This is a genomic window from Brachyspira hyodysenteriae ATCC 27164, from assembly GCF_001676785.2.
Lineage (GTDB): Bacteria > Spirochaetota > Brachyspiria > Brachyspirales > Brachyspiraceae > Brachyspira > Brachyspira hyodysenteriae.
Genome location: NZ_CP015910.2, coordinates 1740655 through 1753070 on the forward strand (window position 1 = coordinate 1740655; position 12416 = coordinate 1753070).

General features: G+C 27.2%; 13 protein-coding genes. 4 read left to right on the plus strand and 9 right to left on the minus strand.

The window, feature by feature from the left end; all coding sequences use genetic code 11:
* Positions 1–149: 149 nt before the first annotated feature.
* Together gltX and BHYOB78_RS07545 are read left to right on the plus strand one after the other, a co-directional pair.
* A complete protein-coding gene (gltX, locus tag BHYOB78_RS07540; RefSeq protein ID WP_012670218.1) occupies positions 150–1595 on the plus strand; it encodes a glutamate--tRNA ligase in 1446 nt (481 codons plus the stop codon).
* Positions 1596–1613: 18 nt separating this feature from the next.
* Positions 1614–2006 (plus strand): response regulator, encoded by a 393-nt coding sequence (locus tag BHYOB78_RS07545; protein WP_012670219.1) that lies wholly within the window; start codon positions 1614–1616, stop codon positions 2004–2006.
* 87 nt (positions 2007–2093) lie between these two features.
* On the opposite strand, the gene BHYOB78_RS07550 is transcribed toward BHYOB78_RS07545, so the two are convergent.
* From BHYOB78_RS07550 to BHYOB78_RS07590, 9 genes are all read right to left on the minus strand, one after another.
* A complete protein-coding gene (locus tag BHYOB78_RS07550) occupies positions 2094–2303 on the minus strand; it encodes a hypothetical protein (protein ID WP_020063705.1) in 210 nt (69 codons plus the stop codon).
* 28 nt (positions 2304–2331) lie between these two features.
* Positions 2332–2778 carry a CAP domain-containing protein gene (locus BHYOB78_RS07555; protein WP_012670221.1) on the minus strand — a complete coding sequence of 149 codons (447 nt, stop codon included), beginning with the start codon at positions 2776–2778 and terminating at the stop codon, positions 2332–2334.
* 77 nt (positions 2779–2855) lie between these two features.
* Positions 2856–3812, minus strand: coding sequence for an ADP-glyceromanno-heptose 6-epimerase (gene rfaD, locus BHYOB78_RS07560; RefSeq protein ID WP_020063706.1), 957 nt, complete (start codon positions 3810–3812; stop codon positions 2856–2858).
* Between the two features lie 36 nt (positions 3813–3848).
* Positions 3849–4310, minus strand: coding sequence for a D-glycero-beta-D-manno-heptose 1-phosphate adenylyltransferase (rfaE2, locus tag BHYOB78_RS07565; RefSeq protein ID WP_020063707.1), 462 nt, complete (start codon positions 4308–4310; stop codon positions 3849–3851).
* Between the two features lie 80 nt (positions 4311–4390).
* Complete coding sequence (locus BHYOB78_RS07570) at positions 4391–5587, minus strand: class I SAM-dependent RNA methyltransferase (protein ID WP_020063708.1); 1197 nt, start codon at positions 5585–5587, stop codon at positions 4391–4393.
* Positions 5588–5596: 9 nt separating this feature from the next.
* On the minus strand, positions 5597–6538 hold the full coding sequence (locus tag BHYOB78_RS07575) for an Rpn family recombination-promoting nuclease/putative transposase (RefSeq protein ID WP_020063709.1): 942 nt from the start codon (positions 6536–6538) through the stop codon (positions 5597–5599).
* Positions 6539–6594: 56 nt separating this feature from the next.
* Complete coding sequence (locus BHYOB78_RS07580) at positions 6595–7875, minus strand: GNAT family N-acetyltransferase (RefSeq protein WP_020063710.1); 1281 nt, start codon at positions 7873–7875, stop codon at positions 6595–6597.
* Between the two features lie 95 nt (positions 7876–7970).
* On the minus strand, positions 7971–8801 hold the full coding sequence (locus tag BHYOB78_RS07585; protein WP_012670227.1) for a RecB family exonuclease: 831 nt from the start codon (positions 8799–8801) through the stop codon (positions 7971–7973).
* A gap of 44 nt (positions 8802–8845) precedes the next feature.
* On the minus strand, positions 8846–9715 hold the full coding sequence (locus tag BHYOB78_RS07590; protein ID WP_012670228.1) for an ankyrin repeat domain-containing protein: 870 nt from the start codon (positions 9713–9715) through the stop codon (positions 8846–8848).
* Between the two features lie 226 nt (positions 9716–9941).
* Here BHYOB78_RS07590 and BHYOB78_RS07595 point away from each other — a divergent pair, with 226 nt between their 5' ends.
* Both BHYOB78_RS07595 and proB read left to right on the plus strand, forming a co-directional pair.
* On the plus strand, positions 9942–11192 hold the full coding sequence (locus BHYOB78_RS07595) for a hypothetical protein (RefSeq protein WP_012670229.1): 1251 nt from the start codon (positions 9942–9944) through the stop codon (positions 11190–11192).
* 65 nt (positions 11193–11257) lie between these two features.
* Positions 11258–12403, plus strand: a complete 1146-nt coding sequence (proB, locus tag BHYOB78_RS07600; RefSeq protein ID WP_012670230.1) for a glutamate 5-kinase — start codon at positions 11258–11260, stop codon at positions 12401–12403.
* The last annotated feature ends 13 nt before the right edge of the window (positions 12404–12416 follow it).

Here is a 12416-nt window from a genome sequence, read left to right on the forward strand (position 1 = left end):
AAACATAATATAACAAAAAAACAATACATATAATACAAAAAAATAATAAATTTACTTAAAAATTTATTTTTGCATAAAACCGTTATATTAATTGATATTTATTTATTTTAATGTATAATAAGTCAAGTTTAAAAATCAAGGAGTAAATTATGTCGGAAATCAGAGTTCGTTTCGCTCCATCTCCAACAGGTTTTTTACATATAGGAAACGCAAGAACTGCATTATTTAACTGGTTATATGCTAAAGCTATAAAAGGAAAATTAATTCTAAGAATAGAAGATACAGATCAGGAAAGAAGCACTAAAGAAGCTGTTGATATGGCTATAAAATCATTAAAATGGCTTGGTATAGATTGGGATGAAGGTCCTGAAGTTGGCGGAGATTATGGTCCGTATTTTCAGTCTGAAAGATTAGATATATATAAAAAATACACTGAAAAACTTATGGAAGAAGGAAAAGCATACTATTGTTTTTGTACTTCTGAAGAATTAGAAAAAAAATCTAATATGCAGAGAACTCTCAATCAGCCTATTATTTATGACGGCAAATGTAAGGATATACCTTTAGAAGAGGCTAGAAGAAGAGTAGCAAACGGAGAACCTGCTAAAATAAGATTCAGAGTACCAAAAAATCAAATAGTAACTTTTGATGACTTTGTTAGAGGAATAGTAAAAACTAATAGTGATGAAATAGGAGATATCATTATTGTAAGAGAAAATGGATTCCCTACATACAACTATGCAGTTGTTATAGATGATATGCTTATGAAAATTACGCATGTTATTAGAGGTGAAGATCATATATCAAATACTCCTAAGCAGATACTTATTTATCAGGCATTAGGTGCTGAAGTACCTAGATTTGCACATACTTCTTCAATACTTGGTAATGACAGAAAAAAATTATCAAAAAGACATGGCGCTGCTACTTTAATGGAATATAAAGATGAAGGCTTCCTACCTCAGGCTATGAGAAACTTCTTAGCTTTACTTGGATGGACTCACCCAGAAGCTATGGAAACTATGGTTGATGATGATATGATCAAAGCTTTCAAATTAGACAGATTCTCTAAAAGCCCTGCTATTTTTGATACAGCAAAATTGAGACATTTGAATGCTTGGCATATAAAAAATACAAATTTAGATGAAATTACAGAGTTATTTATACCATATTTGGTTAATGGCGGTTTCCTAAAAGAAAATTACACAGAAGAAGAACATGCTTGGGCTAAAAAACTTGTTTCTGTTATAAGACATAACTGTGTTGTTTTATCTGACATCGTAAAATATGTTCCTGTATTCTTTGAAAATGATTTTGAGCTTACTGATGAAATGAAAGAAATGGTAAACAAAGAAGAAAGTAAAAAACTTCTTCAATTCATCAAAAATGATATAGAAAATACTGATGAAATTACAGATGAATACATGAAAGCTTTAATCAAAAAAGCACAGAAAGAAACAGGATTAAAAGGTCCTAATCTATATCACCCAATAAGATATGTATTGACAGGAAGTGCTGCCGGAAGTGAATTATCACATATATGCGAACTTCTAGGCAAAAAAAATGTTCTTTACAGATTATCTAAGTATATTTAATAATAATTGGGGTAAAATATGATTAATGGTAAACCTTTAATACTTGCTGTAGATGATGAAGAACCTATTAGGGATCTTATAAAATACACTTTTGAACCTCATGATTTTGAAATTGTTACAGCAGAAAATGGTAAATCAGCAATAACTATATTAGAACATAATCCTGTTGATGTTATCATCACAGATTTGCTTATGCCTTCTATGACTGGACTTGCTCTTATAAGAGAAATGAAAAAGAGAAAAAGTTCTATACCTATTATAATAATTACAGCTTATGGTAATACTGAAATGGTAAAAGAGATTATAGCAGAGGGAGTATTCAGACTTATAGAAAAACCATTAGATTTTGATATATTGATTCCTATAGTACATGAAGCTATAGAATACAAGAAAGATCAGGAAAATAAATAAAGAATAATAACTAACAATAATAAAAGGCTTGAGTTTAATTAAAAACCCAAGCCTTTATTATTTTTAATTTTTAAGTAATTAATAAAATTATTCAATAACCTCTTCTATTTTCTCTCCGGCTTCATCTAAAGCTTTTTCTGCCTTTTCACTAGCTTTTTCTATCTTGTCTCCTGCTTTATCAATTGAATTTTCTATTTTGTCAGTAACTTTGTCTATACTTTTTTCAACTTTATCTTTTTCACATGATACAAAAACAAATGATAAAATAATAAAAGCAATAAAAATAATTTTTTTCATAATATTAACTCCAAAATAATTATAATATTCACTCTGCTAAAGAACAATAAATAATAGCCCAATATGTATTCTTAGCATTCTTATATATTCCAATACCTATATGTGTGTAATCCATATCTAATATAGAAGATGAATCATTTGGATCTTTAATCATAGCTTTAAAAATACCGCTTGCTGTTTCATATCCTGTTCTTATAGATTCACCATAATATGCTACCATTATACCATTTTCTGAAAATACAGTATGCATTTCACTTCCGTCCGGTCTTTTAGATTCAAAAACCTTTGATATCTCCTCTGCCCTAATAGCTGCTGCTTTTTGCAAATCTTCATTTGTTTCATATGCCTCAAGTCCTGCTTTTTGCCTTTCTTCATTTATTAAATCAAGAAGTTTTGCTGACTGCTCCGGATCTTGAGAAAATAAAGGCAATGCTAAAAATAAAATACTAAATGTAATAAAAATAATTTTTTTCATAAGAAAATCCTGAAAAAGTTTATATATAATATAAAATCATTATCAAACATAATCGTAAAACATTTTATACAACTTTTTTATATTATATATCCTCCGCTTTTTTCTAAAACTTCAGCATATTTTTTTACACCAGTATTAACATTCATAAAAGGCTTATCATAACCAGCTGCTCTAAGTTTTTTCAAATCGGCCTGAGTATATTTCTGATATTTGCCTCTCAAAGCATCTGGAAACGCTATATATTCTATTGAAGCTGATTTATAAACTTCTTTTAATGCCTTAGCAATTTCTACAAAACTCTCAGCATTTCCTGTACCGCAATTAAATATTCCAGATTTATTAGGATTCTCAAAAAAGAAATTATTAACAGATACAACATCATCTATATGTATAAAATCTCTTAAGAAATTCTCACTTCCTTCAAATATTTTCATTCTCTCGCCTGCTTTTATCTGATTAAATAAATGAAAAGCAACAGAAGCCATTCTTCCTTTATGATTCTCCTGAGGTCCGTAAACATTAAAATATCTAAGTCCAACTACCTGACTATTTACTTTATTTTCTTTGAATAATTTATTTAAATATCTGTCAAAATGATACTTTGAAAAAGCATAAACATTCAAAGGATATTCATTCTTTTCATCTTCTTCAAAACCATTCTCACCATTTCCGTATACAGAGGCACTTGAAGCATAGAAAAGTCTTATTTTTTTATCCAAACAAATATGTAGAATATTCTTTGTATATTCATAATTATTTTTCATCATATATTTGCCGTCTGTTTCCATAGTATCAGAACAAGCACCCTGATGAAATATTGCTTCAACTTTATTATTATTTACAAATGAAGTTAAATAATCCAAATTAAAATCTTCTTTGTCTATATAATCTCTGAATTTAATTCTATTTAGATTCTTATGTTTAGAAGCGTTTTTCAAATTATCAACTACAAGTATATCGTCAATCCCTAAATTATTTAATCCCTTTACTATATTAGAGCCTATAAATCCGGCTCCTCCTGTTACTATAATCATATTACCCCTCCGAGTTTTATTAATTAATATTATTTTTTAACTATTAATTTTTTTTATAATATTAGTAGTAGAATATCCATCAACAAAGTCAATAAGTACTGTTTCTTTTGAATATTCTCTGCCTACAACATCTTCTATTTTATAATCTCCGCCCTTTACCAAAATATCCGGCTTTACTATTTTTATTAATTCAAGCGGTGTATCTTCATCAAATATAGATATATAATTAATACATTCTAAAGCAGCAAGTACAATGGCTCTGTCAGTTTCATTATTGATAGGTCTGTCATTTCCTTTTAAACGCTTTACAGAATCATCACTATTAAGCCCTAGAATAAGCAAATCACCAAGCTCTCTAGCCTTTTGTAAATACTCCACATGTCCTCTATGAAGTATATCAAAACAGCCGTTTGTAAATACTATTTTTTTATTTTCTTCTCTATATTTGTTTAATACAGTATCTAAATTATTTCTTTCTATGAGTTTTTTATTTATCATTATTGATTTATTCCAATTTTATATTTATTTGATTAATTATATCATGTAACATATTAATAACAAGAATTAAAATATTATATTCAATCTTTATATTCTAAAAAAGAAATAAGCTCTATATGATAAGTATCAGCAAACATATCTATAATATTTAAATCTGATAAATTATAATACTCTTTTAATAGATTAATATCGCGGGCAAAAGTCATAGGGTCGCATGAAACATATATAATTTTTTTAGGCTTAATCCTTATTATTTCTTCTACCACATTTTTATTCATTCCTTCTCTAGGAGGATCTAATATCAAAGCATCAATATCATAATCAATATTTTTTAATGTTATTAAAGCATCTTCATTTTTTATTTTTAAATCATATTTATTTGCTATTAATACAGAATCTTTATTTATCTCTGAAGCTATAAATTTATAATGATTATTAAAACTTTTTATTTTATTTTCTAAAGCAGATGTAAAAAATCCGCTTCCAGCATAAAGCTCAACTATACTACTGTCATTATCACTTAAATATTTAATAACATTATACTGAAAATCATCAAGAAGATATAAATTACTTTGGAAAAATGTTTTATGCCCTATTGGAATATTACCATACTTAGTTTTATATAGTATAGTATCACTTCCGTAACTTTTAATATTTTTATTATGCTTTACTGTTATTCCTTTAAAATATTTTTCAAAACATTTTATATTTATTTTTTTATTAAGTTCAATAAATGCAAGAGCTTCATTATTATTATTTTCTATAGAATAAATATTTCCTGTGATATTATTTTCAGATGCAAAATTCTTTATCTTATCAAATAAACTTTCTTTTAAAATAACACATTCATCAATATTTACAAAATCATTGCTTTTAAATCTATAAAAACCAATTCTGCCATTATCAGCTATCATATTAACTCTAAGCCTATAATTAATATTTTCACCGTAAATCATTTTTATATCATTATTAAAGTCAATATTTCTAATAGCATTTAAAACAACATTCTTTTTTGTATCTAATTGTTTATTATATTCTATATGATTAAATAAACATCCTCCGCAAATACCGGCATATTTACATTTTGGGTTTATTCTAAACTGAGAAGATTCTATTATTTTATTTATAGATGCATAAGAAAATTTTTTACTTTCTTTAGTTATAGTGATATCTAATATATCGCCTTCAACACTATGAGGTATAAATATAACCTTTCCATTTTCATCTTTTGCAATTCCATATCCGCCATAAGCAGTATCTATAATTTTAACTTCCATAAATTTATATTAAAGTTTCTCTATTTCCTCTATAGTTAATCCTGTATTTTCACTTATAAATTTATTATCTAAACCTGATTTTTTAAGACTTTTAGCTATAGATATGGCTTTATTTTTTTCTCCTTGTTCAATACCCTGTTCAATACCCTGTTCAATACCTTCTTTTATACCTTGCTGAATACCTATTTCTATACCTTCTTTTTTTCCTTCTTCTCTCTCATATTGAAGCATAGCAGCCTGTCCATAAAGAAAAGTGTCTCTTTCATTATAGGCAGACATCTCTTTTTCATCGGCTACAAATCTTTTATATTTATCCATAACTTTTGACATTATATCATTACCTCCTATTAACTTATTAATGCTTTTTTCTAAATCTTTAGCAGTGAAAAAATCAATCCAAGATAAAAGTTTATTCTTATTATAATCATCTATACTAGCATTTTTTAATATTTCTGCAAATCTCTTAATCTCTATAAAATGTATTTGAAAATCATCTAATTTAAGACTAGGATTATTAATATCTGATAATTGAAGACATTTATGCTCTCTTTTTATATCACTTTCACTTCCTATTTTTAAATTAAAATTCAAGAAACTAATACTAATCATTTGACTTATATTAATATAATTTTCATTCTCTTTTAATTCAGAAGATATATTTTTAGCTATATAATATAAGATTCTTTTTATAAAATTATTATTTCCTATCAACTGTATTTCAATAAGTATCTTTTTACCATCTTTAGTTTTTGCTTTAACATCAAGTATAGACTCTTTTAAATTTTCATTTTCTGCTAAATTGTAAGGATTAATAATTTCAAGATTACTTACAGATTCAAAACCCACATCATTTAAAACAGCATTAACAATATTTTCTAATATATCTTCATCGCCTTCAGTACCGATTAGATATCGTACAAATAAATCATTAAGTCTATTAATCTCTTTCATAGTACTATTATAATAAAAACATAATAAATTGTCAAAGAAATATAATTATTATAAACTTAGAAATAATCAGAAAAATAAACCTGCTCTTTAGGTATAATAGATTCTAATAAATTTATTCCTTTTATGCTTGATTCTATTCTTCCTATTCTATACAGATAAGAAGGAGATTTATAACTCATAAGCATCGTTGTAAGAGTTTGAATATTCATTCTTATAATGTATCTGTCTTTTCCGTTTCTTTTATATTCTTTATTAAGTCTTTTACAAACGGTATTTTTATTCTCGTCCCAATAAATTAAAAAGCTACCATTATTCCATTTAGCCATATTATCTTTTATTATTAAATTGATTTTTTTATTTTTAGGCTTTCTCAAAAACGGATAATCATTAATAAACCCTTTGACATCAGTAATTCTTGCCATTATATAAGGTCTTATAGTTTCTTTTATTTCACTGTCCTCAAGCAAAAATGCAATAGGCTCATTAGTATAATTATATCCATGAACTTTATCCACCATAGAGAAATGTGCAGATATATAATTCCAAAGTCCAAGCCTAGCCTCAAAATTAAGATAAACAAGTTCTTTTATATGAAATATATCATTTTCTATTACATAAACTAAAAAACCTTTAGCCTCTTCTTTTTCATTATAATATATTGCAACTATTGTATCATCTACATCCCATCTCCAATACTCTTCCCATTCTAAATCACCCCTAATCAAAGCACCATGCCTTGTATGAGAAAATTCATTATAAAGCTCTATTAAATCCTCACTGTCAGAAGCAACTCTCTCTACCCTCCCCTTATTAGTTATAGTTTTTGGAAGCTGAGTATCTTTTATTTCAAAACTCATTTTATCAGAAATGATCTCCCAACCTTTTCTCCTATAGAATGGTATTGAATAAGGATATAATACAGATATAGTCTGACCTTCTTTTTTCATGTTCTCAATACTCTTTATCATCAAATCATTCATAAGTCCGAGATTAGAATATTCAGGATAAGTGGCAACACCTGTAATACCAGCCATTTTATATATAACGCCATGTATATTCATTCTCATAGGATAAACAGCAATTTGAGAAGCAAGCTTTTCACCGTCAAACCAACCCAAAACTTTAGCCTTGCTTAATACAGCAGATTTAGCCTGTTTTATTTCATCAATCTCATAACCAAGATTTATAAGTTCATTATTGCTCACTTGAAATGCATATCTTAATAGATTATTAAAATCATCTAAATCTTCTAATGTTAAATATCTTATTCTAAATTTATTTTTCTTTTTTTTGATTATACTTTCTTTAGAATCTTCTTTACTATGATGAATACTCATAAATTTTACCTATATTTTACATAATACATAGTTAATATAATAAAAATATTTATAATTGTCAATTTATAAAATTATGAAGCTATATAATTAAGATTTTAATTATTATGAGAATTTTCTATATTAGCCATAAATAATTCATCTGAAGGAAGAACCAAATTTTCAACATTATCTTCTTTACCCTGACATAATTTGAAGAAATCACAAAACTCACAATGCCTTCCAACCTTTTTATCAAAAGCTCTGTCATACCTTATATCATCAACTATTTCGTCAAACCATTCTCTTAAATAATTAATAGATTCAGGAGTAAATTCTATAGTATCTAATTTATCATCTTCAAAATGATAATAAGAACCGCTAGTAACCTTACATTTAAGCCCATCCAATATACAAGCATATAATTTCAGCTGTATGGTTTTTCTATCTCTCTCCTCATTATCCTCGCCTACATCATAATACTTTGTAGTTTTATAGTCTACAATCTGTAATGTTCCATCAGCAGATAAATCTATTCTATCTATCCTTCCAAATAAAATATAATCTCTTACTCTATTTTCCATATAGCTTTCTATTTTATAAGGTACTTTCTGTCCAAATGAATTAAAGAAATTAGAAAGCATATAAAGTCCTCGCTCTCCAAGTTCCTTTTCTTCTTCTCTGCTATTAAAAAAAGCCCTTATACCGCTTCTTTTCCATACATTTCTGAATATATTATATAGATTATCTAAAGTTCTTTCTTCTGCACGCTGTTCATAAAATTCTTTACATGCCAAATGTATAGCATTACCGAATATAAAGTAAACATTAACACTTCTCTTTTGCTTTTTAAAAGGCTTTTCTATATAAGTATACCTATACTTTCTAGGACAAAGCAAATATGTTGACATACTGTATTCACTAAATCTCTGTAATTTTTTAGCTTCCATAAATTAAAATTATTATTAAATCTATATATTAATAATATTTATTATTATTTTTCTGCTGTATTGTTATTTTCAGTTTCAGCAGAAGTATATTTATTAAGTAATTCTTTTATATCAGTATCAGTAGTAATATCTACAGGCTTTTTTCCTTCTATATCTGCTATATTAGCATCTGCTTTATTTTTCAAAAGTATTTCTACCGCTCTGTAACTATCAGAAGCTGCCGCAAAATGCAAAGCTGTCCAACCATCATCATCTTGGAAATTAACATCTGCTTTAAATTTAATCAATGCTGATATAACTGTTACCTGATTATTCATAGAAGCCCACATTAATGGAGTAGTTCCTGTATTATCACCAACATTAACTATATCTATACCCGCACTTCTTGCAGCAGAAGAATCTAATATCACAGAAACAACATTAGCGTTTCCTCTTGCTGAAGCAATATGTACAGCCATAGCATCATCTATACTGTCTTTAGCAAGAACATCAGCACCATAACTTAAAAGCATATTAACTATATCAGCATATCCATAATATGAAGCAAGCAAAAGAGGTGTCTGACCATCAGCATACCATTTATTATCTCCATCCATTAATATAGTATCAACAGGAAGTACAGGGTTCATATCAATCCACTTTTGAGATAATAATTCTTTTAATACTGCTGTATTATTAGCTTTAACTGCCACATGTAATGCAGACCATCCTTCAGAATTTGTACCATTAACATCTGTACCTTGTTTTAATAATTCTCTAATTTTATTAATATCACCTTTTTCTATATAATCAAAAAATTCATTGTTGGAGTTTGTAAGTATATTATTTTGAGAAGTTTCTGAATTTGTGATGTCTTGTGAATATAACATAAAGCTAAATAAAAACAAACTAACCGCAACAAATACTTTTTTCATAGAAATACCCTCAATTCTATTATAATTTCTATAAATTATAGTATATATTTAAAAATATACAACAATTTATATAATAATTTTCATATTACAATACTTGATATATTGTAATATATAAAATAATATATCTAATATTTTAAAGGAGATTTTTATGGATAACTATAATAAAGCACACTATAAAGTTTTAACAAGTAAAATCAATTCTTTTTATTTAACTATTTTTTGTATTATGTTAATTAGTATTGGTAATAAAGCATATTCACAAACTACAAACACCAATGACATAAAAAGATACGGACAATTATCAGCATCTTTAGAGATGGTTGCTTATGGAAGAATGAGCGATTTAATAGAACAAACAGGAAATGAAGATACTTTAGGTGTTTTATTATACGGAGATTTGCATTATATAAAACAATATAAATATGCATCTATAGAAGCAGCATTCAATGCCAGATTTTATGAGCCATTATCTCATAAAGCAAGATTTTATAAAGATATGTCTCCTCCTGTATTTGACTTCTCTAAAATGAATATATTTGTTAATTTTAAATATGTAGGCATAAGGGCAGGAGTTTTAGAACCATATACAAAAAACATACCTATGACATCATATTTTCCAACATTATTCTATTATCATACTGTAAGCAGCAATAAAGCAACGGTGCTTTCAGGACCTAGAGATATGCCTATAGGCTATGATACTCAGTTTATACCAAGATACGATACAGGAATAATGGTAGAAGCTAATTTCTTCGGAGTATTTATAGGTGTAGGTATGGTTAATGGTGAAATGGGGCTAGATGCCAATTCCTCTAAAGGTTTAATGGCTAAAGTAGCCTATAGTAATGATTATATAAATACAGGAGTTGCCGGAATTGTTACAGAAATAGGCTCAATACCGATAAAAGAATGGGGAGACAGTGTTAATGCATTTTTCTATTTCAAAAATGGAAGAGATGGAAGATTTACTGTAGGACTAGAAGGTTTTTGGTTCAGACATGGAATAAGAACTCATAATCAATATTTTCCAGGTCAGGAAAATACAAATGATCATCATTATAATGGAGGATATTATACTGATTTTTCCGTACAAACATTCAATGGAAATGAGCCTTATTATGGTATGAGCGGATTTATATTTTTTGAAGCTAGAAGATTATGGAAATTTGATATAACTGCTCATTTTGGAATACATGATAATAATATATATTCTAATGCTGAAGATATTTACCAGCTAAAATATAGAGCTTTCTTAAGAATAACATTCAATATAACTGATGATTTTAAAATAATGATTTCAGATACATTTACTTATGATCCTGTTTATAAAAATAATTATCAATATTATGAATTAGAGGATAGATATCAAGTTGGAGTTATTTCTTATGAGGCAAAAAATGGCGGACATTATACTGTAGATAATGATTTTTATTTGGGTATGAGTTTCAAATTTGGCGGAGTATGGGGAAATAAATAAAACTATTTTAAAATAATTATAAATTAAATCTTTATTTTTTTATTATATCATTTATAATAATCAGTATGAAAAATATAGATTTAAATAATGTAAATAGAATAGTATTCAAATTCGGTACGAATGTTTTGAGGAATGATGAAGGATATATATCTTTAGCTAGAATATATTCGTTTATAGAAGCTATAGCAAAGTTTCACAGAATGGGAAAAGAAGTTTTAATAGTTACTTCAGGAGCTGTGGGATTAGGTGCTAAAAAAATTAATGTAACAGATTTAGATGAAGTTGCTTTGAAACAGGCTTGTGCTGCCATAGGGCAATCTCAGCTTATGTCTATATATGAAGACGGATTTTCAAAATTCGATATAGTTACTGCTCAAATACTTTTAACTGAAGAAGATTTCTCCAATAGAAGAAGATATTTAAATTTGCACTCTACTTTGAGTATGCTTTTAAAATATAAAGTTGTGCCTATAATAAATGAAAATGATACAGTATCAAGCGATGAGCTTAAACAATTATACGATGTTACTCAAATAAGTTTTTCAGATAATGATAAACTTTCAGCATTAGTAGCAAGCGAATTAGATGCTGATTTACTTATAATACTTTCAGATATAAATGGGCTTTATGATGATAATCCTAAAACTAACCCTAATGCTAAATTTATACATGAAGTATTTGAAGTTACAAAAGAAATAGAGAATCTAGGTCTTGATGCTTCAAAAGGCGGAAGAGGCGGAATGAAAACAAAGCTTCAGGCTGCAAAAATAGTTACAAGATCAGGATGTGCATTGTTTATAGCTAATGGAAAAAGACCTAATGTTCTCAATGATATTTTTGAGACAAAAGATAAAACAATATTCTATCCTGTTGAAGAAGATAATGAACTTTCAACTAAAAGAAGATGGATTGCTTATGCTACAACTATAATAGGAAAATTAATAGTTAATGCTGGAGCTAAAAAGGCTGTTTTAGAAAAAGAATCAAGTCTTTTACCTATAGGAATAACAAAAGTAATTAATAACTTTAAAAAAGGCGATATAGTAAGTATAATAGATGAAAATGGTACAGAGTTTGCAAGGGGAATAGTTAATTATAATTCTGATGATGTTCAGAAAATAATAGGACATCACTCTGATGATATACTTAAAATATTAGGCTATAAAAATTATGATGCTGTTATTACCAGAGACTATATAGTATTATTATAATAATATATTTTTT

Coding starts and splice junctions, on each gene's coding strand:
- gltX (WP_012670218.1), top strand. CDS start 150: ATGTCGGAAATCAGAGTTCGTTTCGCTCCATCTCCAACAGGTTTTTTA.
- BHYOB78_RS07545 (WP_012670219.1), top strand. CDS start 1,614: ATGATTAATGGTAAACCTTTAATACTTGCTGTAGATGATGAAGAACCT.
- BHYOB78_RS07550 (WP_020063705.1), bottom strand. CDS start 2,303: ATGAAAAAAATTATTTTTATTGCTTTTATTATTTTATCATTTGTTTTT.
- BHYOB78_RS07555 (WP_012670221.1), bottom strand. CDS start 2,778: ATGAAAAAAATTATTTTTATTACATTTAGTATTTTATTTTTAGCATTG.
- rfaD (WP_020063706.1), bottom strand. CDS start 3,812: ATGATTATAGTAACAGGAGGAGCCGGATTTATAGGCTCTAATATAGTA.
- rfaE2 (WP_020063707.1), bottom strand. CDS start 4,310: ATGATAAATAAAAAACTCATAGAAAGAAATAATTTAGATACTGTATTA.
- BHYOB78_RS07570 (WP_020063708.1), bottom strand. CDS start 5,587: ATGGAAGTTAAAATTATAGATACTGCTTATGGCGGATATGGAATTGCA.
- BHYOB78_RS07575 (WP_020063709.1), bottom strand. CDS start 6,538: ATGAAAGAGATTAATAGACTTAATGATTTATTTGTACGATATCTAATC.
- BHYOB78_RS07580 (WP_020063710.1), bottom strand. CDS start 7,875: ATGAGTATTCATCATAGTAAAGAAGATTCTAAAGAAAGTATAATCAAA.
- BHYOB78_RS07585 (WP_012670227.1), bottom strand. CDS start 8,801: ATGGAAGCTAAAAAATTACAGAGATTTAGTGAATACAGTATGTCAACA.
- BHYOB78_RS07590 (WP_012670228.1), bottom strand. CDS start 9,715: ATGAAAAAAGTATTTGTTGCGGTTAGTTTGTTTTTATTTAGCTTTATG.
- BHYOB78_RS07595 (WP_012670229.1), top strand. CDS start 9,942: ATGTTAATTAGTATTGGTAATAAAGCATATTCACAAACTACAAACACC.
- proB (WP_012670230.1), top strand. CDS start 11,258: ATGAAAAATATAGATTTAAATAATGTAAATAGAATAGTATTCAAATTC.